At 71.3% G+C, this 24,131-nt stretch carries 29 protein-coding genes; 15 read left to right on the top strand and 14 right to left on the bottom strand.

All coding sequences use genetic code 11. The features are described from left to right. The first annotated feature begins 57 nt into the window (after positions 1-57). Positions 58-402 carry an oxidoreductase gene (locus OG494_RS25765; protein ID WP_328443083.1) on the top strand — a complete coding sequence of 115 codons (345 nt, stop codon included), beginning with the start codon at positions 58-60 and terminating at the stop codon, positions 400-402. 71 nt (positions 403-473) lie between these two features. On the opposite strand, the gene OG494_RS25760 is transcribed toward OG494_RS25765, so the two are convergent. The 3 genes from OG494_RS25760 to OG494_RS25750 are packed head-to-tail and all read right to left on the bottom strand — an operon-like array spanning position 474 to position 3,388. Then, complete coding sequence (locus OG494_RS25760; RefSeq protein ID WP_328443082.1) at positions 474-926, bottom strand: GNAT family N-acetyltransferase; 453 nt, start codon at positions 924-926, stop codon at positions 474-476. Then, positions 923-1,888, bottom strand: a complete 966-nt coding sequence (locus tag OG494_RS25755; protein WP_328443081.1) for an SMI1/KNR4 family protein — start codon at positions 1,886-1,888, stop codon at positions 923-925. Before OG494_RS25755 ends, OG494_RS25760 begins: the two co-directional genes overlap by 4 nt. Further along, the gene (locus OG494_RS25750) at positions 1,889-3,388 is read right to left on the bottom strand and encodes a leucyl aminopeptidase (protein ID WP_328443080.1); all 1,500 of its coding nucleotides are present in this window, start codon (positions 3,386-3,388) and stop codon (positions 1,889-1,891) included. Positions 3,389-3,497: 109 nt separating this feature from the next. Here OG494_RS25750 and OG494_RS25745 point away from each other — a divergent pair, with 109 nt between their 5' ends. Together OG494_RS25745 and OG494_RS25740 are read left to right on the top strand one after the other, a co-directional pair. After that, a complete protein-coding gene (locus tag OG494_RS25745; protein ID WP_328443079.1) occupies positions 3,498-4,346 on the top strand; it encodes a hypothetical protein in 849 nt (282 codons plus the stop codon). Beyond that, positions 4,339-5,013 carry a DUF402 domain-containing protein gene (locus OG494_RS25740; RefSeq protein ID WP_328443078.1) on the top strand — a complete coding sequence of 225 codons (675 nt, stop codon included), beginning with the start codon at positions 4,339-4,341 and terminating at the stop codon, positions 5,011-5,013. The genes OG494_RS25745 and OG494_RS25740 overlap by 8 nt, the downstream gene beginning before the upstream one ends. Here the strand turns inward: OG494_RS25740 and OG494_RS25735 are convergent. Next, positions 4,970-5,275, bottom strand: coding sequence for a hypothetical protein (locus OG494_RS25735; RefSeq protein WP_328443077.1), 306 nt, complete (start codon positions 5,273-5,275; stop codon positions 4,970-4,972). The two genes, OG494_RS25740 and OG494_RS25735, sit on opposite strands and share 44 nt — an antisense overlap. A gap of 106 nt (positions 5,276-5,381) precedes the next feature. On the opposite strand from OG494_RS25735, the gene OG494_RS25730 reads away from it, so the two are divergent. Further along, a complete protein-coding gene (locus OG494_RS25730) occupies positions 5,382-6,485 on the top strand; it encodes a branched-chain amino acid aminotransferase (RefSeq protein WP_328443076.1) in 1,104 nt (367 codons plus the stop codon). A gap of 73 nt (positions 6,486-6,558) precedes the next feature. Here the strand turns inward: OG494_RS25730 and cobT are convergent, their stop codons facing one another. Next, a complete protein-coding gene (gene cobT / locus OG494_RS25725) occupies positions 6,559-7,635 on the bottom strand; it encodes a nicotinate-nucleotide--dimethylbenzimidazole phosphoribosyltransferase (RefSeq protein ID WP_328443075.1) in 1,077 nt (358 codons plus the stop codon). Between the two features lie 495 nt (positions 7,636-8,130). Here cobT and OG494_RS25720 point away from each other — a divergent pair, with 495 nt between their 5' ends. Then, entirely contained in the window at positions 8,131-8,817 is a 687-nt protein-coding gene (locus OG494_RS25720) for an IspD/TarI family cytidylyltransferase (RefSeq protein WP_328459023.1), read from the top strand. Here OG494_RS25720 and OG494_RS25715 read toward each other — a convergent pair. Then, complete coding sequence (locus OG494_RS25715; protein ID WP_328443074.1) at positions 8,814-9,269, bottom strand: hypothetical protein; 456 nt, start codon at positions 9,267-9,269, stop codon at positions 8,814-8,816. The genes OG494_RS25720 and OG494_RS25715 overlap by 4 nt on opposite strands. Positions 9,270-9,405: 136 nt before the next feature. Here OG494_RS25715 and OG494_RS25710 point away from each other — a divergent pair, with 136 nt between their 5' ends. The 3 genes from OG494_RS25710 to OG494_RS25700 are packed head-to-tail and all read left to right on the top strand — an operon-like array spanning position 9,406 to position 11,211. Continuing rightward, a complete protein-coding gene (locus OG494_RS25710) occupies positions 9,406-10,155 on the top strand; it encodes a GntR family transcriptional regulator (RefSeq protein ID WP_328443073.1) in 750 nt (249 codons plus the stop codon). Next, positions 10,152-10,991 (top strand): phosphoribosylaminoimidazolesuccinocarboxamide synthase, encoded by an 840-nt coding sequence (locus tag OG494_RS25705; RefSeq protein ID WP_328443072.1) that lies wholly within the window; start codon positions 10,152-10,154, stop codon positions 10,989-10,991. Before OG494_RS25710 ends, OG494_RS25705 begins: the two co-directional genes overlap by 4 nt. Continuing rightward, positions 10,984-11,211: a hypothetical protein gene (locus OG494_RS25700; protein ID WP_323332556.1), complete on the top strand. Its 228-nt coding sequence runs from the start codon at positions 10,984-10,986 to the stop codon at positions 11,209-11,211. Before OG494_RS25705 ends, OG494_RS25700 begins: the two co-directional genes overlap by 8 nt. 63 nt (positions 11,212-11,274) lie before the next feature. Here the strand turns inward: OG494_RS25700 and OG494_RS25695 are convergent, their stop codons facing one another. After that, the gene (locus tag OG494_RS25695) at positions 11,275-12,264 is read right to left on the bottom strand and encodes an aldo/keto reductase family protein (RefSeq protein WP_328443071.1); all 990 of its coding nucleotides are present in this window, start codon (positions 12,262-12,264) and stop codon (positions 11,275-11,277) included. Positions 12,265-12,423: 159 nt separating this feature from the next. On the opposite strand from OG494_RS25695, the gene OG494_RS25690 reads away from it, so the two are divergent. After that, complete coding sequence (locus OG494_RS25690; protein WP_328443070.1) at positions 12,424-12,678, top strand: hypothetical protein; 255 nt, start codon at positions 12,424-12,426, stop codon at positions 12,676-12,678. A gap of 60 nt (positions 12,679-12,738) precedes the next feature. Here OG494_RS25690 and OG494_RS25685 read toward each other — a convergent pair whose 3' ends face one another. Next, entirely contained in the window at positions 12,739-13,401 is a 663-nt protein-coding gene (locus OG494_RS25685) for a DUF3043 domain-containing protein (RefSeq protein ID WP_328443069.1), read from the bottom strand. 145 nt (positions 13,402-13,546) lie between these two features. Here OG494_RS25685 and OG494_RS25680 point away from each other — a divergent pair, with 145 nt between their 5' ends. After that, positions 13,547-13,924 carry a HesB/IscA family protein gene (locus OG494_RS25680; RefSeq protein ID WP_247062697.1) on the top strand — a complete coding sequence of 126 codons (378 nt, stop codon included), beginning with the start codon at positions 13,547-13,549 and terminating at the stop codon, positions 13,922-13,924. Positions 13,925-14,018: 94 nt separating this feature from the next. Here OG494_RS25680 and OG494_RS25675 read toward each other — a convergent pair whose 3' ends face one another. Next, positions 14,019-14,189: a hypothetical protein gene (locus tag OG494_RS25675; RefSeq protein ID WP_328443068.1), complete on the bottom strand. Its 171-nt coding sequence runs from the start codon at positions 14,187-14,189 to the stop codon at positions 14,019-14,021. Positions 14,190-14,336: 147 nt separating this feature from the next. On the opposite strand from OG494_RS25675, the gene OG494_RS25670 reads away from it, so the two are divergent. Beyond that, positions 14,337-15,326, top strand: coding sequence for a carbohydrate kinase family protein (locus OG494_RS25670; protein ID WP_328443067.1), 990 nt, complete (start codon positions 14,337-14,339; stop codon positions 15,324-15,326). A gap of 496 nt (positions 15,327-15,822) precedes the next feature. On the opposite strand, the gene asnB is transcribed toward OG494_RS25670, so the two are convergent. Next, the gene (gene asnB, locus OG494_RS25665) at positions 15,823-17,757 is read right to left on the bottom strand and encodes an asparagine synthase (glutamine-hydrolyzing) (RefSeq protein WP_328443066.1); all 1,935 of its coding nucleotides are present in this window, start codon (positions 17,755-17,757) and stop codon (positions 15,823-15,825) included. A gap of 225 nt (positions 17,758-17,982) precedes the next feature. Between asnB and ctaC the strand changes: the two genes are divergently transcribed. Both ctaC and OG494_RS25655 read left to right on the top strand, forming a co-directional pair. Further along, positions 17,983-18,927 carry an aa3-type cytochrome oxidase subunit II gene (gene ctaC, locus OG494_RS25660; RefSeq protein WP_328443065.1) on the top strand — a complete coding sequence of 315 codons (945 nt, stop codon included), beginning with the start codon at positions 17,983-17,985 and terminating at the stop codon, positions 18,925-18,927. A gap of 94 nt (positions 18,928-19,021) precedes the next feature. Next, positions 19,022-19,441 (top strand): cytochrome c oxidase subunit 4, encoded by a 420-nt coding sequence (locus OG494_RS25655; RefSeq protein WP_326947325.1) that lies wholly within the window; start codon positions 19,022-19,024, stop codon positions 19,439-19,441. On the opposite strand, the gene OG494_RS25650 is transcribed toward OG494_RS25655, so the two are convergent. Further along, positions 19,389-20,351 carry a DMT family transporter gene (locus tag OG494_RS25650; protein WP_328443064.1) on the bottom strand — a complete coding sequence of 321 codons (963 nt, stop codon included), beginning with the start codon at positions 20,349-20,351 and terminating at the stop codon, positions 19,389-19,391. The two genes, OG494_RS25655 and OG494_RS25650, sit on opposite strands and share 53 nt — an antisense overlap. A gap of 82 nt (positions 20,352-20,433) precedes the next feature. Between OG494_RS25650 and OG494_RS25645 the strand changes: the two genes are divergently transcribed. Then, positions 20,434-21,387, top strand: a complete 954-nt coding sequence (locus tag OG494_RS25645) for a GlxA family transcriptional regulator (RefSeq protein ID WP_328443063.1) — start codon at positions 20,434-20,436, stop codon at positions 21,385-21,387. A 10-nt stretch (positions 21,388-21,397) separates the two neighbouring features. Here OG494_RS25645 and trpD read toward each other — a convergent pair whose 3' ends face one another. The 3 genes from trpD to OG494_RS25630 form a co-directional block, all read right to left on the bottom strand. After that, positions 21,398-22,432 carry an anthranilate phosphoribosyltransferase gene (gene trpD / locus OG494_RS25640; protein WP_328443062.1) on the bottom strand — a complete coding sequence of 345 codons (1,035 nt, stop codon included), beginning with the start codon at positions 22,430-22,432 and terminating at the stop codon, positions 21,398-21,400. A 5-nt stretch (positions 22,433-22,437) separates the two neighbouring features. Further along, the gene (locus OG494_RS25635; RefSeq protein WP_328459022.1) at positions 22,438-22,878 is read right to left on the bottom strand and encodes a hypothetical protein; all 441 of its coding nucleotides are present in this window, start codon (positions 22,876-22,878) and stop codon (positions 22,438-22,440) included. A gap of 64 nt (positions 22,879-22,942) precedes the next feature. Next, on the bottom strand, positions 22,943-23,356 hold the full coding sequence (locus tag OG494_RS25630; protein ID WP_328443061.1) for a hypothetical protein: 414 nt from the start codon (positions 23,354-23,356) through the stop codon (positions 22,943-22,945). 95 nt (positions 23,357-23,451) lie between these two features. Between OG494_RS25630 and ctaE the strand changes: the two genes are divergently transcribed. Continuing rightward, positions 23,452-24,075, top strand: a complete 624-nt coding sequence (gene ctaE / locus OG494_RS25625) for an aa3-type cytochrome oxidase subunit III (protein WP_328443060.1) — start codon at positions 23,452-23,454, stop codon at positions 24,073-24,075. Positions 24,076-24,131 lie beyond the last annotated feature (56 nt).

Genomic DNA, 24,131 nt, shown 5'->3' with positions numbered 1-24,131 from the left:
GACGCCGACCACACGCGCGCTCCGGGATAATGAGCAGTCAAAGTACCCGGAGGAGAGGTGGTCGCGGTGGGGCTCTTCGACTCGCTGCGCAGGCGCGCCAAAGGCGGGCAGAAGGCCGGCACGCTGCGGAAAGCCAACACCGAGGACACCAAGCACCTCGAAGAGTGGGCTGCCTCGCGGCGCGGGGTGGAGGCATTCGTCGAGCCGAAGACGAACGTCACCGAGACCACAGTGGTGTTGGTCGCCCACGACGGCGAGTGGACCCGGCGCCGGATCAGCAGCCTCGACGCCGCGCAGAACTTCGGCCAGCGCCGCTCGATCCCGGTCTACGAGGTCGCGCGGATCGGCTACCCGAAGCGGATGCGCGAGTACACCGAACGCAAGAAGCGCGGCCAGGTCTAGGCACGCTCGCCGTCGTGAGTGGTCAGGGCGGTTAGAACCGCCCTGACCACTCACGACGAGCCGCGGCAGACCTACAGCTCGATGCGGCCGACGACCTCGCCGTTGAAGGTCTGGCCGGTGCGGCGGAAGCCCAGCTTCAAGTAGAAGTCCTCCGGGCCGCCTTCGGCCGGGAGCCACAGCACCGTGGCGGCCTTTTCGCCGCGGCGGCGGGCTTCGTCGAGGACGGCTTCGACGGCGAAGCGGCCGTAGCCGCGGCCCTGGACCCCGGCCCCGACGTTGAGCCGCCAGATGCCGCAGCGGAAGAAGTCCAGCTCCGCGCCGGGGTCGAACGCCCCCATCACGAAGGCGGCCGGCTCCCCGTCGGCGCGGATCAGCCGCGGCCAGGCGACCTCCGGCTGCGTGTAGGCCTCGGCGAGCGAGACGGCGACCGGCGCGACGAAGTCCTTCTGGTGCTCTTCGACCGCCAGCTGGCACGTGGCCGCGACGTTCTCGGGAGTGATCTTCTCCACGGTGAGGGTGGTCACTGCGCAGACGCTAACAGGGTGGCGTGCCGTTCGAGCACCGCGCGGAACGACGGGTGCACGGTCGTCCCGAGCACCGGGTCGACCTCCACCACGTGTGACGCCGACAGCAGCAGCACCGCCGGTTCGGCCAGCAGCACCACGCCGTTCTCGGCGCGCAGGTCGGCCGTGCCGAGCAGCCGCGGGAAAACGACGTCGGCGGGCAGGCCGTCGCAGGTGCTCAGGAATTCGCGGTGGTCCCCGGGCAGGTCCACGCCGAGCCGCTGTTCCGCCGACCGGATCGCCGCGGGCGACGCCGGCGGGGGAGCGGTGGCGCTGCCGCGCAGGCGCAGGATCGCCGCGATCAGCTCGGGCCAGGTGCCCAGGTCGGGCGGGTACCGCTCGTGCAGGGCCGCGACCAGCGCACCCGCGCACGCCTCGGCCCAGCCGCCCAGGCCGAGCGGGTCCGCGCCGGCCACCAGCGCCGGGGCCAGCGCGCGGGTCGCGGCCAGCGTCACGACGTCCGGCCGCGGTCCGGTCAGCTCGGCCCAGCGGGTGAGGTCACCGTCGGCGAGCGCGGTCCGGACCTTGTCCGGCCGGGACGGCGCGACGTGCTTGACGACTTCGGCGATCGCTCCCGGTGGAAGCACGCCGTCGAGGTCGGAGACCGGGCGGCGCAGCATCGCCGTGTGCGCGCGCTCTTCGGCGTCGAGATCGAGTGGCGGCAGGCCTGCGGCCCATGACGGACGGCCGCCGCGGGCTTCGAAGAGCATTTCCCAGGCGCGGGCCCGGACCGGGTCGGCGGCCAGGGCGCTCACCGGCCGTTCCGTGCGCGCCTGCCACTGCGTGACCAGGCGGTCGGCCTCGCCGGGAGCGCCGGCGGTGGCCAGCAGCAGGGCCGCGTACCCGACCTGGTTGTCCACAATGGACGAAGCGGCGGTCAGGACGTCCCTGACCGCCGCTTCGAGGTACTCGCCCGCGTCCACTCAGCCGTTGGCGGCGATGTCCGCCAGCACCGCGGCGATCGAGCGGACCGGCACGCCGGTGCCGCCCTTGCCGGTGTAGCCCCACGGGCCGGCGGTGTTGAACGACGGGCCGGCGATGTCGATGTGCACCCAGTCGAGGCCGTCGGCGACGAACTCGCGCAGGAAGATCCCGGCCGCGAGCATGCCGCCCCAGCGGTGCCCGGTGACGTTGGCCAGGTCGGCCAGCCGCGAGTCGAGGTCGGCGCGCAACTCCTCGGGCAGCGGCATCGCCCAGCCGTTCTCGCCGGTGGCCTGCATGATCGCGGCGACGCGGTCGCGGAAGTCGTCCGAGCCCATCACGCCGGCGGTGCGGTTGCCGAGCGCGACGACCTGGGCGCCGGTCAGCGTCGAGGTCTCGATCAGGTAATCCGGGTTCTCCTCCGCGGCGCGCACCATGGCGTCGACCAGCACGAGGCGGCCTTCGGCGTCGGTGTTGAGCACCTCGACGGTCTTGCCGCCGTACATGGTGAGGACGTCACCCGGGCGGTACGACGTCCCGGACGGCAGGTTCTCCGCCAGCGGGATGTGCGCCACGACTTCCAGCGGGTACTTGAGCTTCGCGGCCAGGACGACCGACGCGAGCACGCCGGCGGCGCCGGACATGTCCGAGGTCATGTGGTCCATGTTGGCGGCGGGCTTGAGCGAGATGCCGCCCGAGTCGAACGTGATGCCCTTGCCGACCAGCGCGACCTTCTTCGCGGCCTTGGCCGGCTTGTAGGCGATCCGGACGAGGCGCGGCTGGCGCGTGGAGCCGCCGCCGACCCCGAGGATGCCGCCGAAGCCCTTGCGCTTGAGGGCCTTCTCGTCGAGCACCTCGAACTCGAGGCCGTTGTCCTCGGCGAGCTTCTTGGCGCGCTCGGCGAAGGACGCCGGGAACAGGTCGTTCGGCGGGGTGTTGATCAGGTCGCGGGCGGTCAGCACGGCCTCGGCGATGCTGGCGGACGCCTTCAGCGTCGCCTTGTGGTCGCGGGCCGTTCCCTCCGCCGGGGCGGCGAAGTCGAGCTTCGCGACCGGCGCGTCACCCTTCTCGGAGCGGTAGGCGGTGAAGACGTACGAGCCGAGGATCGTGCCCTCGACGGCGGCCTGCAGGTCGAGCGCCGACAGCGTGACGAACGCGCGGTCGGTGCCGGCCAGCGCGCGGCCGGCGGCACCGGCGGCGCGGCGGACCTGCTCGGGCGTGACGCCGGCACCCGCCTTGCCGAGGCCGACGGCCAGGACGACACCGGCGGACAGCTTGCCCAGCGTCGGCACCTTGACGACCTCTTCGGCCTTGCCGCTCGCGCCGAGCGTGGCGAGCAGGCCGGCGAGCCGGCCGTCGAAAGCGGCGTCCACGGCCTCCGCGCCCGCGGCGAGCACGGGCCCGTCCTCGCCGGCCACGGTGCCGATGACGACCACGTCGGCGCGCGTCTTGGCCAGTGCCTCCCCGGTGTTGTCGGACAGGGCGAGCTTGGGCACGGTCACTTCTGGCTCCTCGCGCGTTCACGTGGCACCGGGCACCGGCCCGGTCGGGATCGTGAGCCATGCTAATGACAAGCGGTGCACGGGTGAACAGAGGGAGAGGGAGGGCGGCGTGCGGCTGGGCGGTGGGCTGCTGGTCGCGCTGGCGGCCGGGGCGGCGGGCGCGGGCTGGTGGCTGCTGGCCGGGCTGGTGCTGGCGGCCGTGGCCGCGGGCGGCACGGCGCGGGTGCCGGAACCGGGTGATGCCCTGGTGGACCGGGTCGTCGTGGCCGTCGCGCGGCTGGCCGAGATCACCGTCTACGCGATCGCGTTCGGCGCGTACGTCTTCCCCCAGCACCGCGAACTCGCGGCGGTGGTCTTCGTCGTGGTGGTCGCCGGGGCCGGGTTCGCCGGGCTCAAGATCCCTACGTTCGTCGCACGGGCCGCGGGCGGCCTCCTCCTGGTGGCCGGTCTGGTCCTGGTGGCGCTCTGCGTCGCGGTGTCGCCGGTGTCGACCGTCGGCGGCGGGTTGCGGCCGCCCGACTTCGCCGGGGTGCTCGTCGCGGCCGTGCTCACGCTGCCGTTCCTGCGGCCGGCGGGCCGGGAGAACGCCGGGCTCCGGGTCCTGCTGCTCGGCGCGGTCGCCGTGCTGGCCGCCTTCGCCGCGCTCTACCAGCTCGGCGCCGTCCGGCTCGGGCTGTCGCCGACGTCGGTGCGGGACCTGCTTTCCGCCGCGGACGCGGACTCGCTGCAGCCGCTGCTCACCGCGTTCGCCGTGGTCGCGACCGTGGTGCCGGCGCTCGCCGCGGGCGGGGAAGTCCGGACCCGGGCCGGTGTGCCCGGTCTCGCGGGCCTCGCTGTCGCCGCGGTGGCCGCGTACTTCCTGCCGGTGCTCCCGGTGCTCGTCGTCGCGGGGCTGGCGACGGTGATCGAGCTGCTACTGGGTGTGCGTGCCCGCCGGTACAGTGGATCGCGTGAGTGATCGACGCTGGCCGCCCGGGCAGACCGTGCTCGAACGGTTCCACCGGCCGGACGGCTCGATCGGCCAGGTCCACCCGCTGCGCGTCCTCGAAGACGACGGCCGCGTCCTGCTCGGCTGGATCCCGGCGGGCACGCCGATCGTCGGCAGCCGGCTCGTGGACGGCCGGCACATGGCGGACGCGCCCCTGGAACAGCGGTTCCGCATCCCGCGCGTCGCCGTCGCGGACTTCTGGCACCGCACGTCCACGCTGCGCCGGATCGCCGACGACGAATGGTCGTCGGTGTGGTGGTTCTTCGACGCCGCGGGCCGGTTCACGAACTGGTACGTCAACCTCGAGGTGCCGCTCGGGCGCACCCCGGGCGCGGTCGACCGGGTCGACGGCGTGCTCGACGTCGTCGTCGACCGGGACGGCACCTGGCGCTGGGACGACGAAGACGAAGCCGAGGTGGCGATCGACGCCGGCCGGCTCACCCCGGAGCAGCTCGACCGGCTGCGCGCCGAAGGCGAGCGGATCGGCGCGCTGGCCGAGCGCGGCGCCTACCCGTTCGACGGAACCGGCACCGACTTCCGCCCGGGCCCGGGCTGGCCGGCGCCGGAGCTGCCCGCGGGGCTGCTGGAGGAGCTCAGCCCGCCGTCAGGATCAGGACCAGCGCCAGCACGGCGTTGAGGACCGCGAGGATCACGACGGACTTCGTCGGGATCACCTTCGGGAACACCGTCTTGTCGTGGATGCTGCGCCACCACACGACGCCGAAGACCCCGGCGACCAGGCCGAGGAAGCCGCCGAAGCCGCTGCTGAGCACGGCCCAGCCGACCATGCCGAGCAGGCCGACGCCGAAGGTCAGCAGTACCGCGGTGACGAACGTCTTGACGCCGGCGCCGGCGCCCGGGGCGGACCGGGGGACCGGCTCAGTGGAGTGAAAGGTCACGGCGTCATCCTAGTGTGGTCGCGTCGCGGACGCGGGACGCGCGGCCGGTCGGAAAACACGTGGACATCCGACTAACGCGCGTCCGACCAACAGGTATTCTCTGGCCATGACCATCACGACGCAGTTCACCTCTGTCCCGCACTCGAGCCCTGCGAGCCAGGAACGCGTCGCGGAGGTACTCGCCGCCCCCGGATTCGGGCTGTACTTCACCGACCACATGGTGACGGTGAAGTGGTCCAAGAGCGAAGGCTGGCACGACGCGCAGGTCGGCCCCTACGCCCCGTTCACCCTCGACCCGGCGACGTCGGTGCTGCACTACGGCCAGGCCATCTTCGAGGGTCTCAAGGCCTACCGCCAGCCGAGCGGTGAGATCGCGTCGTTCCGCCCGGACGCCAACGCCACGCGGTTCCGGCAGTCGGCCGAGCGGCTCGCCATGCCGCAGCTGCCCGAAGAGCTGTTCCTCGATTCGCTGCGCGAGCTGATCGCCGTCGACAACCGGTGGGTGCCCACCCGGCAGGGTGACGCGCTCTACCTGCGGCCGTTCATGATCTCGACGTCCACCGGCCTCGGCGTCAACAGCCCGGCCGCCGACTACCTCTACACCGTCATCGCGTCCCCGGCCGGGTCGTACTTCTCCGGCGGCATCAAGCCGGTGAGCGTCTGGCTCTCGACCGAGTACGTGCGCGCGGCGCCCGGCGGCACCGGCGCGGCGAAGTGCGCCGGCAACTACGCGGCGTCGTTCGTGGCGCAGGCGCAGGCCGTCGAAAAGGGCTGTGACCAGGTCGTCTGGCTCGACGCGGTGGAGCGGCGCTGGGTCGAGGAGATGGGCGGGATGAACCTGTTCTTCGTCTTCGGCTCCGGCGAGGACGCCCGGCTCGTCACCCCCGAGCTGACCGGCTCGCTGCTGCCCGGCGTCACCCGCAAGTCGCTGCTGCAGCTCGCTTCCCGCCTCGGCTACCGCGTCGAGGAGCGCCGCATCTCCACCGAGGAGTGGGAGAAGGCGGCGGCCTCGGGTGAGCTGACGGAGACGTTCGCCTGCGGCACGGCGGCGGTGATCACGCCGGTCGGGCACGTCAAGCACGGAGGTGGCGAGTTCACGATCGGCGACGGCCAGCCGGGCACGCTGACGATGAAGCTGCGCGAAGAGCTGACCGGCATCCAGGACGGCACCCGCCCGGACGCGGACCACTGGATGATCCCGCTCGGCTGAGGTCGTCCAAGTCCGTGAAGGCCTCCTTGAGGGACTCAGAGTCCCTCAAGGAGGCCTTCACGGACTTTCGGGGTCAGGTGGCGGTGGCGGGGATGAGCGGGCCGGAGACGCCGGCCTGCTCGAGCGTGGCCGTCTCGGCCAGGACGCGCGCGGCCATCGACAGCAGCGGCAACGCCGTCACCGCGCCGGTGCCCTCACCGAGCCGGACGTCCAGTTCCAGCAGCGGGCCCAGGTCCAGGTGCTCCAGGGCGAGGCCGTGGGCCGGCTCGGCCGTGCGCTGCCCGGCGACCCACCAGCGGCGCGCGCCCGGGGCGAGGTCCTCGGCGACCAGCGCCGCCGCACAGGCGACGAGACCGTCCAGCACCACCGGCGTCCGCCGGAGGGCGGCCTGGGCCAGGAACCCGGCCATCGCGGCGATGTCGGCGCCCGCGGTGGTGCGCAGCAGGGCGATCGGATCGGCCAGCACGACGCGGGCCCGGCGCAGCGCGTCGCGCACCGCGGTGGCCTTGCGCATCCAGGCGTCGTCGTCGATGCCGGAGCCGCGCCCGACCACGGCCACCGGCTCGGTGCCGGTCAGCGCCGCGACCAGCACGGACGCCGGCGTGCTGTTGCCGATCCCGAGGTCGCCGGGGATGAGCAGGTCCGCACCGCCGTCGACCTCGGCGTCGGCGATCGTGATCCCGGCGCGCACGGCGGCCTGGACCTCGTCGGCGCTCAGGGCGTCCTCGACGTCGATCGAGCCGGAGCCGCGGCGGACCTTGAACTCGCCGATCGAGCGGGTCGCGGGGGCCTCGGTGTCCACGGCCATGTCGACCACGCGGACGCTCGCGCCCGCGGCGGCGGCCAGCACGTTGATCACGGCGCCACCGGTCAGCATCGTGCCCAGCAGCTGCGAGGTGACCTCGGCGGGATAGGCCGAGACGCCCTTGGCGGCGATCCCGTGGTCCCCGGCGAAGACGACGACGCGGGGCCGGGTGAACGGCCGCGGCGGCGACTGGCCCTGGCAGGCGGCGATCCAGACGCCCAGCTCTTCGAGCCTGCCGAGCGACCCGGCGGGCTTGACCAGCTTGTCGTGCAACGCGATCGCCGCGGACCGGGCGTGCTCGTCGGGCGGGGTGATCTCGGGGAACTCGATGTCTTCCGGCTCCACACCAGGCCCTTCCTCTTGCGTGGCAACGCTGGCGCCCAACCTACCGGGCCGGGGGAAACCGCCGGTGGGCCGCGTCACCGGCGCCCTCCTGGGAGGCCGTGAGGGGCACCTTCAGGGCTTATATGTCCCTGAAGGTGCCCTTCACGGCATTGGCCAGAGCCAGAGCCAGAGCCGGAGTCGGCGATCGGCGCGAAGGTCGTGGCGGAGCACCGGGCTCGCCTCGCCGCGCGGGCCGGGTCGAGGGCCGCCGGACAACGCGGCCGGCCGAGGTCCGCGGCGATGCCCGCCACCGCACGAGCCGGCCGGCTCCCAGGCCAATGCCGTGAGGGGCACCCTCAGGCCCCTCAAGTCCCTGAAGGTGCCCCTCACGGCCTTGGCCAGAGCCAGAGCCGGAGCCGGCGATCGGCGCGAAGGTCGTGGCGGGGGGCGCCGGGCTCGCCTCGCCGCGCGGGCCGGGTCGAGGGCCGCCCAGTAGTCTCGCCGCTCGTGGAGAAGGTGGAGAAGACCGCGGCCGCTGTGGTGCTGGCCAGCGGCGCGGGCACCCGCGTCGGCGCGAAGCTGAACAAGGTCTACCTGCCGCTGGCCGGGCGGCGGGTGGTCGCCTGGTCGCTCGACGCCTTCGCCCGGGTGCCCGGCATCGGCGTGCTGGTGCTGGTGATCCGGCCGCAGGACACCGAGCTGGCCCAGGAGGTCCTCGGCTCCTTCGCGAACGAAGTCGAGATCGTGCACGGCGGGGCCACGCGGCAGGCGTCCGAGCTGAACGCGTTGCGGCACCTCGCCCCCCGCATAAGAGGCGGCCGGGTCGACGCCGTGCTGCTGCACGACGCGGCCCGGCCGCTGGTCCACCCCGATCTGGTCGGTGCGGTGCTGGCCCGGACACGCGAGGACGGGGGGGCTGTGCCGGGCCTGGCCGCGGACGACGTCGTCGAGGTGGATGCCGGGCACCTGGTCGCCCAGGTGCCCGGCGCGATCCGCGTCCAGACGCCTCAGGGCTTCCGGGCCGGACCGCTGCTCGAGGCCTATGAACAGGCGGAGCGTGAAGGCTTCTCGGGAACGGACACTTCGTCCTGCATGGAGCGGTACTCCTCCCTGCCGATCCGGTGGGTCCCCGGTGCGCCCGAGAACCTGAAGATCACCTACCCCCACGACCTGGTCGTCGCGGAGCGGCTGCTCGCCCGCTAAGCGCAGGCGGGTGGTCCGCCGTCGTCCCCCTTCTCCTCCTCGTAAGCGGTCCAGGTCGGGCGGATCGTCACGTCCGCGCGGAGCTCCATCGGGATGTGACAGCCCGGCTGCGGGCGCAGCGCTTGCAGTGGGGCGCCGGGGGTGCCCGGCTCCGCCAGGGTCAGCGCCGCCCGCAGCGTCCAGACCGGGGTGGCGTGGTATTGCCACGTCACCACCCGCGGGCTGAACACGTCGGTGCCCGGGAACGTCGGCACCCGGTAGGCGCTCGCCCGGTGCTCGTCCCGCAGCACGACCACGTCCGCGCAGGTCTGCCACTGGAAGACCGCCGCGTAGATCTCCGGCGCCTCGCGGCCGCCGAACAGGTGCAGCACCCATTTGCGGCGCCGGAGCTCCTCGAGCAGTTCCTCGAGGTCCGGGCCGCTTGATCCGGTGTGGGATGTGGGCGGGGACACACTTTCGAGGGTAACTTGCGTACTAGAGCGCAGTCCAGCGCGTGTACTAGTACACCTGGGTGGTTCTGAGCAGGGCTTTGAGGGAGACCCCCTGGCGTGCTAGAACACTTGTGCGTAGTCCTCGTGAGGAGCCGCCTTGCCCACCCTCGACCGTCCTGAGCCGCCGTACCTGCAGATCGCGGGCCGGATCCGTGAAGACATCCTGTCCGGCCGGTTGCAGGAGGGCGATACGGTGCCGTCCGCCCGCGAGATCGCGCGCACGTGGGCCGTCGCGATGGCGACGGCCACCAAGGTGCTGGCCACGCTGCGTTCGCAGGGGCTCGTGCGCCCGGTGCGCGGCGTCGGCACCGTCGTCGACCGCGGCGGCCTGCACCGCAGCGCGCTCGACCGCAGCGCCGCCTCGGCGCGGACCGGCAAGATCTACCCGCCGGGCCACTACGCCGTGATCCGCTCGGCCGGGCTCGAACCGGCGACCGAGCGGGCCGCGGCCGCGCTCGGCCTGGAAGAGCGCGCGCCGGCCATCCGGCGCCGGCGCACCACGTACGGGCCGGATTCGCGCCCGCTGTCGACGTCGACCTCGTGGTTCGACGGCGCGCTCTCGGCCAGGGCGCCGGCGCTGCTGGTGCCGGAGCGGATCGTCGAGGGCACGTCGGCCCACGCGGCCGCGCGGCTCGGCACGAAGATCGCCGTCACGCAGGAACGGCACGCGGCGGGCCGGGCGGACGAGAACGAGGCGGCCGAGCTGGAGGTGCCGGCCGGGTCGCCGGTGCTGCTCAGCCGGAGCACCTTCCTCGCGGCCGACGGGACGGTCGTGGAATACGGTGAGTCCGCCGCGCTGCCCGAACACTGGGTTTTCCACGAGTACACGACTGAGGACGGCGAATGAAGCACATCCACGCGGGCAAGGTCCGTGACCTCTACGAGCTCGACGGCGACCTCCTGCTGGTCGCCACCGACCGCGTCTCGGTCTACGACGTCTCGCTCCCGACGCCGATCCCGGACAAGGGCAAGCTGCTCAACCAGCTGTCCGCGTGGTGGTTCGACCGGATGTCCGACGTCGTCCCGAACCACGTCGTCTCGGCGACCGACGTCCCCGAAGAGTTCGCGGGCCGCGCGATGCGCTGCAAGCCGCTGAAGATGGTCCAGGTCGAGTGCATCGCGCGCGGCTACCTCGCCGGCCTGGGCCTGCGGGAGTACCAGCGTGACGGCAAGATCTCGGGCGTCTCGCTGCCGCCGGGGCTGGTCGAGGGCGACAAGCTGCCGGAGCCGATCTTCACGCCGACGACGAAGATCTCCGACACCGGCCACGACGAGTTCATGACCTTCGACGAGGTGCTGAACGAAATCGGCGAAGACACCGCGAAGCGGCTTCGCGAGCTGACGCTGGAGATCTACACGAAGGGCGCCGAACACGCCGCGAAGCAGGGCGTCATCATCGCCGACACCAAGCTGGAGTTCGGGTTCGACGCCGAGGGCACGCTGACCCTGGGCGACGAGGTCCTGACGTCGGACTCGTCGCGCTTCTGGCCGGCCGACGAGTGGGAGCCGGGCCGCCCGCAGCACGCCTTCGACAAGCAGTTCGTGCGCGACTGGTCGCGGAGCACCGGCTGGGACCAGACCCCGCCCGGGCCGGAGATCCCGGCGGACATCGTCGAGCAGACGCGGCAGCGCTACACCGAGGTCTACGAGCGGATCACCGGGAAGACCTGGCCCCGTGGGTGAGCCGCGGGGTTACGACCCGTACCGGCTGATCGACGACGTCGAAAGCCTGCTGGCCGAGCGCGGGTTCACCCCCGAGCGGCTCCCGGGCCGCGGCGGCGACCGGCTGGCGGGCGCGAGCCGCCTGCTGCGCGGGTTCGGCGTCGAGCCCCGCGTCTCCCCGGAGGACGGCCTGGACCTGGACGGCCACGTCCCCTACCAGGCCCGGATCAACCAGGACTGAAAGCCGTGAAGGCCTCCTTACCGGCTCTTATGGCCGTTAAGGAGGCCTTCACGGCTTTCGACGTCAGGGGCTCCTGGTGAGGCTCGCGTCGCGCTCGACGACGTCGCCGAGGACGTCGTCGATGGCGGTGAGCAGGTCGGCGTCGAGCTTCTTGCCCGCGGCCTGGACGTTGTCCGCCACCTGCTCCGGGCGCGAGGCGCCGATGATCGCCGAGGCGACGTTCGGGTTCTGCAGCACCCACGCGACGGCCAGCTGCGCCATCGACAGGCCTGCCTGCTTGGCCAGGGGCTCCAGCTCGGCGACGCGCTTGAGGACCTCGTCGTCGAGGAAGCGGCGGACCATGTTGGCGCCGCCCTTCTCGTCGGTGGCGCGCGAGCCCTCGGGGAACGCCGCGCCCGGCTTGTACTTGCCGGTCAGCACACCCTGCGCGATCGGCGACCAGACGATCTGGCTGAGCCCTTCACGCTCGGAAGCGGGGATGACCTGGTCCTCGATGACGCGCCAGAGCATGTTGTACTGCGGCTGGTTCGAGACGAACGGCACCTTCAGCTCGCGGGCCAGCGCCGCGCCCCGGCTGATCTGCTCGCCGGTCCACTCCGAGACGCCGACGTAGAGCACCTTGCCCTGGCGGACCAGGTCGGCGAAGGCGAGCATGGTCTCTTCGAGCGGCACGCTCCGGTCGAACCGGTGCGCCTGGTAGAGGTCGAGGTAGTCGGTGCCGAGCCGCTTCAGCGACGCGTCGGCCGACTCCAGGATGTGCTTGCGGGACAGGCCCTTGTCGTTGGGGCCCTTGGGACCGGTCGGCCAGAAGACCTTGGTGAAGATCTCCAGGCTCTCCCGCCGCTGCCCCTTCAGGCCGCGCCCGAGCACCGACTCCGCGGCGGTGTTCGCGTAGGCGTCGGCGGTGTCGAAGGTGGTGATGCCGGCGTCCAGCGCGGCCTTGATGCAGGCGTGGGCCTGCTCCTCCTCGACCTGGGAACCGTGGGTGAGCCAGTTCCCGTACGAGATCTCACTGACGTTGAGGCCGCTGCGGCCGAGACGACGAAACTCCATGCCGCCCAGCCTAGGCGGTAATCGTTTGCTTTGCTAACGACCTGGAGTGACTCCAGCCCGGTGACCGACGGGCCCGATCGCCGGGACGATAGGCCTCTCGATGTGGCCGACGGGAATCAGGAGACAGCGATGTCTGGCTTTCGGACTGCACTTATCGCCGTGCTGGGCACGCTCAGCGGCGTACTCACCACCCAGTTCTTCGGCAGGCGCGCGGCTAGGCGGGCGGAGGAATTCGCTCATCGAGGGCAGGTCCGGGTGGGTGAGCCGGGAATCGTCGAGATGGCCGAGCAGGCCCTGGCGGCGGTGCGGCGGATCCGGGAGGCGGCGGACACCGGCCAGGTCGACGAACTCGCTGCCGCCTCGGTCGGGAAAGCCGTTGAGTTCGTGGCCCGAACGGCGGTCGAGGTCGGCTGACCGCTCCCAGAACAGCAAAAAGCCGGGTGAGACGCGTCTCACCCGGCTTCCCGGAACCGCTCAGTTCGGGATCGGGTCCCCCGGCTTGAGCCGCGGCTTCGGCACCCGCAGCCGCCGGATCTGGCTCGCCCGGACGAACGCGTACCAGCCGAGCGACCGGCCGTTCACCGTCTCCTTCGGGAACTTCTCCCGCACCAGCTTCGTGATCTTGCGGCCGTTGGTGAACCCCTCGAAGGCCATCACGATCAGCATCACCATCGTGAACAAGGTGAAGTACTCCGAAAGCCGGGCGTAGGCGGGGTTGGTCTGGAAGATGAACAGCCCGATGAACACCACGATCGCCAGCGGCATGAACAGGCCGAGCAGGTTGCGCCGGGTGTCGACCAGGTCGCGGACGTACGCCTTGACCGGCCCGCGGTCACGCGGGAGCAGGGCCTTGTCGTCGCCCCGCATCATCGCGTCGCGGCGGGCCTTCGCCGCGGCGCGGCGGTCTTCCTTCGTCTGCGGGTTCGCCTTGCGCAGCTCCTTGTTGCGCTTCATCGCCTCACGCATGGTGGTCGGCGGCGGCGCGACCGGGCCGCGGCGCTTCGCCTCCGCCTCCCGCCGCTTGGGCGTGGCCTTGCCCTTACCGGGCGTGAACGACTTGCCGCCGACGTCGACGGCTTCGGTCGTGGCCGGCTCGTCGGCGGCGGTGTCTGTGGTGCTTCGGCGCAGGAACCTCACGTCATCAGGGTATTGCAGGCGTCACGCCGCCGTTCACCAGGTCGATCGATGTGCGACCATGGAGGGGGAACAGATCGGACGCACCGGGTGTTGGACGTAGGGCACCAGGAGTATCCGCAGTGAGTTCGAACCTATGAGGAGTGCCATGACGACCGCTGAGCACGCCGGCGCGACGCAGGCCGAGACCGCCGAGGAGACCCACGGCGTCACGCTGACCGACACCGCGGCTGCCAAGGCGAAGGCCCTGCTCGACCAGGAGGGCCGCGACGACATGCACCTGCGCATCGCCGTCCAGCCCGGTGGCTGCGCGGGCCTGCGCTACCAGCTGTTCTTCGACGAGCGCACGCTCGACGGTGACCTGTTCCGCGACTTCGACGGCCTCAAGGTCGCCGTGGACCGGATGAGCGCCCCGTACGTCTCGGAAGCCGTCATCGACTTCGTGGACACGATCGAGAAGCAGGGCTTCACGATCGACAACCCGAACGCGACCGGCTCCTGCGCCTGCGGCGACTCGTTCCACTGAGTCTCGCCGCCGAGTCCGAGCAACACGCGAGAAGGCCCCGCCTCCGAACGGAGGACGGGGCCTTCTTCGTTGCTGCGGACTCGCGGGGGCGGGCTCAGACGTACGCGTCGAGCTCCGCGACCTGGGCGTGGCACGCCTCGTCGACCTGCCACGGCGGCGCCTCGACGCGCGGCAGCGGCACGTTGCCGGCACGCAGCGTCGTCGGGATGAGGGCGCAGTCGGCGATCAGCTCGGACAGGGTCTCGGGTTCGGTGACGGCGTTCACGATTCGTAACGCTATTGATCGCGACTCGACTGGAGAAGGAGTACCAGCCGGTAGTGTCGGGTGGTGCGCGCGAACAACCCGGATGGGGCACGACCCGGGGGTAGGTTCGCGCCGTTTGCCGTGAGGTCGACCACAAAGGAGCAGCCGGTGGCAGACAAGGCCAGGATCGCAGTGTCCGGCAGTATCGCAACCGACCACCTCATGCACTTCCCGGGGAGATTCGCCGAACAGCTGGTGGCCGAGCAGCTGCACCGGGTGTCCTTGAGCTTCCTCGCCGACGACCTCGTGGTCCGGCGCGGCGGGATCGGCGCGAACATCGCGTTCGGCCTCGGCATGCTGGGCGTCAAGCCGGTGCTGGTGGGCGCGGTCGGCGCCGACTTCGCCGACTACCGCTCCTGGCTGGAGCGGCACGGGGTCGACACCTCGGGTGTGCACGTGTCGGAGACCGCGCACACCGCGCGGTTCGTCTGCACGACGGACGAGGACCTTTGCCAGATCGCGACGTTCTACGCGGGCGCGATGGCGGAGTCCCGCAACATCGAGCTGGCGCCGATCGCCGAACGCGCCGGCGCGCTGAGCCTGGTGCTGATCAGCCCGGACGACCCGGAGGGCATGGTCCGCCACGCCGAGGAGTGCCGCCAGCGCGGCTTCACCTTCGCCGTCGACCCGTCCCAGCAGCTGGCCCGGATGACCGGGGAGCAGGCGCGGGCGTTCGTCGCGGGCGCGAAGTACCTGTTCAGCAACGACTACGAGTGGGAGCTGCTGCTCCAGAAGACCGGCTGGACCGAGGCCGACGTCCTCGAGCAGGTCGGCGTGCGCATCACGACGCTGGGGGAGAAGGGCGTCGAGATCGTCGGCAAGGACGGCGTCGCCCTGCAGATCGGCGCGGTGCCCGAGCGGGCCAAGGCCGACCCGACGGGTGTCGGCGACGGCTTCCGCGCGGGCTTCCTGGCGGGTCTCGACGGCGGTCTCAACGTCGAACGCGCCGCCCAGCTCGGCTCGCTCGTTGCCGTGCTGGTGCTGGAGACCGTGGGCACCCAGGAGTGGACGTTCGACCGCGCCGACGCGCTCGCCCGCATCGGCGAGGCCTTCGGCCCGGACGCGGCCGACGAGATCTCGGTGGTCCTGCCCGTCTGACGCGCTGTCCTCGAAAGGCCCCCTCGCCCGCCGGCGAGGGGGCCTTTTCGTGCGCCTGACCTGGGGGTTTGCGTCTGGCGTTGAACCGCTCGACGACGCCCCGTCCGGTACGGAGAATGGCCGAAGAGGCGGCCGAGAGGGGATCGGACGGCTCCACCAGGGGAACTCCGGCAGCGGCCCGCGGGCCGCTGCCGGTCCTCCGCGGGGATTCGACCCGGAGCGGGAAACCGTGACCGTCAAGAAGTCATCGCACCGCCGGCCGGCGCGGCCGATCCGGACCACCCCGCCTCCGTGCTGCGGAGCGGGTGGAACGACCGCTGCCTCGAACCGGACCAGAACGGCTCTTCACCGACGGCGACAAGGCCCGACCTGTGGGACTTCGTGGCCGGCGGCACCCGGCAGTGGTGGCACTGACCCGACGCGAAAGGGCTCCCCGCCTCGGCGAGGAGCCCTTTCGCATGTCCCGCGCGCGGGACACACTGTCTACAATGGACGGTCAGAGCTTGACCGGGTACACCGGCTCCGGGATCTCCGGCTTGATCCGGTGCTCCACGAAGATGCCGTGCCACAGCATGAACACGATCAGCGCCCACAGCTGGCGGCTGCGGTCCAGCTGGCCTGCCTTGTGCTCCTCCAGCAGGGCCAGGATGGCCTTCTTGTCCAGCAGCTCTTCGGTCCGCGAATCGTTGATGATGCCCTTGGCCCAGTCGTACATCTCGTTGCGCAGCCACAGCCGGATCGGCACCGGGAAGCCGAGCTTGCGGCGGTTCAGCACGTGCGCCGGGATGATCTTGGCGAGTGCCTGGCGCAGCGCGTACTTCGTCGTGTTGTGCGCCAGCTTCTGGTCCAGCGGGATGGAAGCGGCGACCTTGAACACCTCGGCGTCCAGGAACGGCACCCGCAGCTCCAGGGAGTTCGCCATGGTCACCTTGTCCGCCTTGACGAGGATGTCGCCGCGCAGCCAGGTGTAGAGGTCGACGTGCTGCATCCGGGCGACCGGGTCCCAGCCGCGCGAGACGTCGTACCAGGGCGCGGTGACGTCCTTGAAGCCCACGCCTTCCTGGTACGTCTTGAGCACGCGGCGCAGCTGGTCGTCGCGGAAGTTGCGGGCGTTGCCGTAGTAGCGGTCCTCCAGCGGCAGCGCGCCGCGGCGCAGCAGGTCCTTGCCGCGGGTGCCCTCCGGGATCTTCGTGGAGACCTTGCCGATCAGCTTCCGCATGCCGCCCGGCATCTTCTCGAACGGCGCCAGCGAAATCGGCTCGTTGTAGATCGTGTAGCCGCCGAACAGCTCGTCGGCGCCTTCACCCGAAAGGACCGCCTTGACGTGCTTGCGGGCTTCGCGCGCGATGAACCAGAGCGGCACGAGCGCCGGGTCGGCCACCGGGTCGTCGAGGTACCAGACGATGAGCGGCAGCACCTCCATCATCTCGTCCGCGGTGACCGTGCGGACGACGTGCTTCACGCCGATCGCGGCGGCCGACTCGGCGGCGACGTCGACCTCGGAGTAGCCCTCGCGCTCGAACCCGGTGGTGAACGCGATCAGGTTCGGGTTGTGCTCCTTGGCCAGCGTGGCGGTGGCGGTGGAGTCGATGCCGCCGGAGAGGAACGCGCCGACCGTGACGTCGGGGTCGGAGATCATGTGCTTGCCGACCGAGTCGCGCATCACATCGGCGATGCGCTCGTACAGCGCCTCTGCTTCGGCGGGCCCGTTGACCGCCTTCGTGGCGAACTGCGGGTGGAAGTACCGGGTGAACTTCACCTCACCGCCGGGGACCACCTCGAACGACGTCCCGGACTCGACGCGGCGGATCGCGGTGTGCAGCGACTCGGGCTCGGGCACGTACTGCAGGACCAGGTAGTGCTGCAGCGCCTTGCGGTCCAGCTCCTGCCCGACGCCGAGGGTGTCCGACAGCTCCAGCAGGCTCTTCTTCTCGCTGGAGAACGCCACGCCGCCGGGGCCTGCCGAGTAGAACAGCGGCTTGATCCCGAACGGGTCGCGCGCGCCGAAGACCCGCTTCTCCTGCGAGTCCCAGATCATGAAGGCGAACATCCCGCGCAGCTTCTCGACCCACGCGGCGCCCAGGTAGTGGTAGCCGGCGACGATCGCCTCGCCGTCACCCTCGGTCTCGAACTTCGCCCCGTGCTTCTCGGCGAGTTCGGCCCGCAGGTCCTCGTAGTTGTAGATCTCGCCGTTGAAGTTCATCGTGTACCGGCCCGGCGCCTCCGGCGGCCCCCAGACCAGGGGCTGGTGGGAGTGCTCGACGTCGATGAACGCCAGCCGGTTGAAGCCGTAGACGACCTCGGCGTCGGCCCAGGTGTCCTGCTCGTCGGGGCCGCGGTGGCGCTGGCAGCGCATGGCCGCGCCGACGGCGTCACGCGCGTTCGCCGCGCCGGTCTCGGTCGCGCAGATCAGTCCAAGCAGGCCGCACACGGGTACTCACACACCTTCAGGGGGTCTTCGCGGGGCTGGGAAGCGCCCAGTATGCCGGGCGCGCCGTGGCGGACGACACGCGAGTCCGGGCCGGGGCGCCCACGTGGCGCGTACCACGCGCGTCGAGGGTTACCCCTTGGTCAGCGGAGCGCGCCAACTCGGCTAGGCTCCGCACCTGTCACAAAGATCGGTCGTAGGAGGCTCTGGGTGAAAGGGCGAGGCGCAGTGGGAAAACCCGAGCGCACCCTGGGTAAGCGGACCGTGCGCGTAGCCGCGCTGGCCGTGCTGGTCGCGTTGACCGCGACGGGCTGCTCCGGCGACGAGATCCTGCGGTTCGGCTGGCCGGTGGGTGTCACCGAGCAGGCGAACGAGATGCGGAACCTCTGGACCTGGACCGTGGTCGCGGCGCTCGTCGTCGGCGTCATCGTCTGGGCCCTGATCTTCTGGACCGCGACGTTCCACCGCAAGAAGAAGACGGTCGACGGCGAGCCGGAGGAGCTGCCCCGGCAGTTCCAGTACAACATCCCGCTCGAGCTGTTCACGGTCGTCGTCCCGACGATCATGGTCTGCGTCCTGTTCTTCTTCACCGCGACGACGGAGTCGAAGGTCCTGGACAAGATCCCGAACCCGGACGTCAAGGTCCAGGTCGTGGCGTTCCAGTGGAACTGGGAGTTCAAGTACGAGGACCCCAGCGCCGCGAAGCCCGACGGCAGCGGCCAGGTCAGCACGGTCGGCTCGTCCGGCGAGATCCCGCTGCTGGTGCTGCCGGTCGGCAAGACGATCCAGTACGACCTGATCTCGACCGACGTCATCCACTCCTTCTGGGTGCCCGAGTTCCACTTCAAGCGCGACGTCATGCCGAACCCGGACAAGAACAACCAGGACAGCTCCTTCCAGAACAAGATCGACCGCGAAGGCTCCTTCGTCGGCCGGTGCGCGGAGCTGTGCGGCACGTACCACTCGGTGATGAACTTCGAGGTCCGGGCGCTGTCGGCGGACAAGTACGACCAGTACATCGCGCTGCGCAAGCAGGTGAACCCGGCCACGAACCAGACGTTCACCGCGTCCGAGGCGCTGACGAAGATGAACTGCGGCGAGCTGTGCACCCCGCACGCGGTCACCACCCAGCCGTTCAACACCGACCGCACGGCGCGGACCGCGTCGAACTGACGCCCGGCGACTGTGCCAACCGGAGCTCCGCCCCGGGCCGGGGGCTCCGCCACCCGGACCCCCTGAAGAGCGATAACAGGAGTAGGAAAGACCCATGAAGGTCGAAGCGCGAATCTTCTTCATCGTGGCGAGCTTCGCCGTGTTCATGGCGGCCGTGTACTGGGTGTGGACCGCACTGGCCGCCACCCACGGACCCGAGCCGGTCGGCATCGTTTCGCTGTTCCTCACCGGTGGCCTCGCGTTCCTCGCGGGCAGCTACATGCAGTTCGTCGCCCGCCGCATCGAACCGCGCCCCGAAGACCGCGAAGACGCCGAGATCAGCGACGGCGCCGGTGAGCTGGGCTTCTTCAGCCCGGGCAGCTACTGGCCGGTCAGCATGGCGGCCACCGCCGCCCTGGCCGCCCTCGCCCTGGCGTTCTTCCACATCTGGCTCCTCGTCATCGCGCTCGTCGCGCTGCTGATCACGATCGGCGGCCTGGTGTTCGAGTACCACACGGGTCCGTCGCACGACTGACCTCGAGTTCCGCTGACCGGCCGTCACGCTGCTCGACAGTGTGGCGGCCGGTTTTCGTGCGTTGCGGGGCCAGCGCGGCGGCCAGCACCGCGAGCATGCCGACGGCCTCGGGCCAGGTCGGGCGGTGGCCGTAGAAAGCGATGTCGACCAGCACGGCGACCACCGGGTAGACGTAGGACAGCAGCGCCACCGTCGTCGTGGGCAGCTTGCCGATGCTGGCGTAGATCAGCACGTACATCAGGGCCGTGTGCACCGTCCCGAGCAGCACCAGCCAGAGCAGCCCCGACGTCGTCGACGGCAGCGGCGTGATCAGCAGCACGGGCGCCAGCAGCAGCGCGCCGACCGTGGTCTGCACGGCCGCGAGCAGGTGCGGGCGGACGTGCTTCAGCTGCTTCGCGACGAAGGACGCGCCGGCGTAGAGCACGGCCGCGCCGAGGGCGAGGGCGATTCCCGCGAGCTGCACCGGCTTGCCGTCCTCGCCGTGGGCCGACAGTGAGATGAGCGCCACGCCGCCGAACGCGATCCCGGCCCGGATCAGGTGACTCTTCGCGAACTTCTCGCCCAGGAACGCCGCCGCCAAGCCGACCAGGATCAGCGGCTGGGTGTGGTAGACGACCGTGCTGACCGAGATCGACGACAGCGCGTACGAGGCGAACAGCAGCACCCAGTTCCCGACCAGGAACAGCCCGCCCAGCACGGCCAGGCCGAGGTCGCGGCGCGTCGGCCGCCAGGCCTGCAGCCAGCCGCGCGCGAGGCACCAGAGCACGAGCAGCGTCCCGCCGACGAAACAGCGGGCGAACGCGACGGCCGGGGCCGCGGCACCGCTTTCCAGGACGACCGCGCCGATCGTCCCGGACATCGCCATCGCCGCGGTCCACTGGAGCAGCGGGCGGGTTTCCGAATTCATCATGCGGACCAGGTTCGTCCCGCGCGCGCCGGCCGACCAGTGTCAGAGATGACAACGGCCGCAAAACTTGTGACACACTCGGCCGATGGACGTCAACCGGGTCGCGGTGGTGCTCGCCGACCACGTTTCGCCGTTCGAGCTGGGCGTCGCGTGCGAGGTGTTCGGCACCGACCGCAGCGCGGACGGCATCGAAGGCTGGGACTTCGCCGTCTGCTCCCCGGCCGGCGCGCCGGTCGCCAGCTGGTCGGGCTTCGGCCTGTCCGGGCTGGCGGACCTGTCCTTCGCGGCGTCGGCGGACCTGCTGATCGTGCCGACGTGCGCGCCCCGGACGGCACCGCCGCCGTCCCCGGTGCTGGACGTCCTGCGCGACGCGGCCGCGCGCGGCGCGTGGGTGGCGGGGTTCTGCGCGGGCGTGTTCACACTGGGGTACGCGGGCCTGCTCGACGGCCGCCGCTGCACGGTCCACTGGGTGTACGAGGCGGAGTTCCGGCAGAAGTTCCCGACGGCGCTCGTGGATCCCCAGGCGCTGTACGCCGACGACGACGGCGTCCTGACCAGCGCGGGCACGGTCGCGGCGGTCGACCTGTGCCTGCACCTGGTCCGCCGCCTGCGCGGCGTGACGGCGGCGACCACGCTGGCCCGCCGGATGGTGGCGGCGCCCTTCCGGGCGGGCGGCCAGGCCCAGTTCGTCCAGGCCCCGGTCCCGTCCCTGCCGGACGACTCGGTGGTGGCCGAAGCACTGGAATGGGTGGAGCGGCGGCTGGACCAGCCGTTCACGGTGGCGGAGCTGGCCCGCCGAAGCGGCCTGGGGGAGCGCACGTTCCTCCGCCGCTTCTCGGCGGCGACGGGCACGACGCCACACCGCTGGCTGACGGAGCGCCGGCTGGACCGCGCCCAGGCCCTGCTGGAGGAGGGCCGGCTGTCGGTGGAGGACATCGCGGTGGCGTGCGGTTACGCGTCCGCGGCGGCGTTGCGGCACCAGTTCACCCGGCTGCGGGGGACGAGCCCGACCTCGTACCGCACGGCCTTCCGCGGCTGACGCCGTCCGGCTACTGGAACGCGATCCAGCGGTCCAGCAGGGCCGCCGCGGCCCCGGAATCGATCGCCTCGGCCGCGCGCACCAGGCCCGCTCGCAGATCGTCTTCCAGGGACGCCGAGAAGCCCGTGAAGGCCGCCAGGGCCGCCGCGGCGTTGATCAGGACCGCGTCGCGGACCGGGCCCGGCTTGCCGCCCACCAGTTCGCGGACCACTTCCGCGTTCGCCGCCGCGTCGCCGCCGCGCAGGTCCTCCGCCGTCGCGCGGGGGATCCCCACGTCCAACGGGTCGAGGCCGCGCTCGGTGACCTCGCCGCCGTCGACCACCCAGACCGTCGACGTCGTCGTGGTGGTGATCTCGTCGAGGCCGTCGTCGCCGCGGACCACCAGGGCCCGCGTGCCGCGCCGGGCGAACACCTCGGCCAGCACCCGGGTCTTGTCCTGGTACGCGCAGCCGATCAGCGCGCTGCCCGGCTGGGCCGGGTTGGTCAGCGGGCCGAGCAGGTTGAACGTCGTCGGCACGCCCAGCTCGGACCGCACCGGGCCCGCGTGGCGCAGCGCCGGGTGGAACGCCGACGCCAGGAAGAACCCGACGCCGACCTCGGTGAGGCTGCGCTGCACCTCCTCCGGCGGCAGGCTGATCCGCACGCCGAGGGTCTCCAGCACGTCGGCCGCCCCGGACTTCGACGACGCGCTGCGGTTGCCGTGCTTGGCCACCGGCGCGCCCGCCGCCGCCGTGACGATCGTCGCCATCGTCGAGATGTTCACGGAGTTCGAGCCGTCACCGCCGGTGCCGACAATGTCCACCGCCGGCCCGTCCAGCTCGACGCGGCGCGCGTGCGCCAGCATCGTCGCGGCCATGCCGGCGATCTCCGCGGGCGTCTCGCCCTTGGCGCGCAACGCCACCGCGAACCCGGCGATCCGGGCCGGGCTCGCCGCGCCGCTCATGATCTGGTCCATCGCCCACGCCGTGTCGTCCTCGGACAGGTCGACCCGCGCGATGAGCTGCTTGAGCAGGGGTGGCCAGGTGCGGGGGACCGGGGTGGTCACCGGGCTCAGCCGTTCACGACGGGGACCCGTCGCGCGCGCAGCACGTCGGCGACGGTCTCCGCGGCGGTCAGCGGGTCCAGCGGGTGCACCAGCACGGCGTCCGCCTGCGACCAGGTGGCCAGCCACCGGTCGTCCCGCCGCCGCACCGCCACCACGATCGGCGGGCAGACTGTGTTTTTACCGGCCCGGCCCGCCCCCACCCCGATTTCGGCCTTCAGCTGGCGGCACAGCCCGATGCCCCCGGTGGGCTGCGCCTCGCCGTCGAGGATCGCCAGGTCGACGTTCCCGGCGTCGACCTCGGACAGCACGTCCGCGATGCCGGCCGCCTCGACGTACTCCACGCGGCCCACGTCGGCGGCGGGCCGCCGGCCGACCGCGTTCACGATCGCCTCGCGCACCTCCGCCTTGTGGCTGAACACCAGGACCCGCATCGCCCGCTCGGCCATATTGAGCACGCCTCCGTCGTTGTCAAAGCTCTACTCGCACCGATCGTATCGGCCGAGACCGACATCACGCGGGCGCCTCCGGCTGGAGCGCGTCCCAGCCCAGCGCGTCGCCGCCCAGCCGCTGCGCGAGGCCCGCCATCCGGGACCGTTCCTGGGCGCAGTGGAGCGCGTCGAGGACCTGGACGCGCACCGCGTGCACCCGCGAGCGATCCCCTTCGGGTGACTCTTCTCGCAGGTCGTAGCCGTCCTGGGCGAGGATCGACGCCGCCTCGGCGAGCCGGCCCGGCGGCAGCAGCAGGTGGTGCCGCAGAACGGCCGGTGCCGTGCTGACCCAGGTGGGTGAACCGGCGAGTACGGCGGAGTCCGCGACGACCGGGTCGAAGGCCTCGGCGACGATCTTCAACCCGGGCGTATCAGGCGTCAGAACAGCGGTTTCGCCCTTCTTGACCAGGTCACGCAGCCGGTCGAGTAAACCCATGAGTAGCTCTCACCTTTCTCCGCCGGGGGTGTGATCGGCTCCGCACGCGACTTGCCGTGGACCCACCCGGCGGGACGGCGGTGCGGGAGGACATAATGCGATCCGTGACAACGGCAGCTCCCACCATCAGTCAGCGGGTTCACTCGCTGAACCGGCCGAACATGGTCAGTGTCGGCACCATCGTGTGGCTGTCCAGCGAACTGATGTTCTTCGCCGGACTCTTCGCGATGTTCTTCACCGTCAAGGCGCAGAACTCAACCGGCGCGTGGCCACCACCGCTGCACGACGAGCCGTTCCACCTCAACGTGGGGTACGCGATCCCGTTCACGGTGATCCTGGTGCTCTCGTCGCTGACCTGCCAGTTCGGCGTGTTCGCCGCCGAGCGCGGTGACGTCTACGGCCTGCGCCGCTGGTACATCATCACGTTGATCATGGGCGCCATCTTCGTCGGCGGCCAGGCCAACGAGTACCACAACCTGGTCGAAGAGGGGATGACGATCCCGTCCGGCCCGTTCGGCACGGTCTTCTACCTCGCCACCGGGTTCCACGGCCTGCACGTCATCGGCGGGCTCATCGCCTTCGTGTACCTGCTCATCCGCACCAAGCTGAGCAAGTTCACGCCCGCTCAGGCCACGTCGGCGATCGTCGTGTCCTACTACTGGCACTTCGTCGACATCGTGTGGGTCGGCCTCTTCGGTGTGATCTACCTCCTGCCATGAGGCAGCCGCACCCAGCCGCCACCACCTTCACCATCGGCCTGAACTGACAGCAAGGG

It is taken from the genome of Amycolatopsis sp. NBC_00438 (assembly GCF_036026695.1).
Classification (GTDB): domain Bacteria; phylum Actinomycetota; class Actinomycetes; order Mycobacteriales; family Pseudonocardiaceae; genus Amycolatopsis.
Note: the sequence above shows the minus strand (reverse complement) of the source record. Positions and strands in the feature narration are given on the sequence as shown.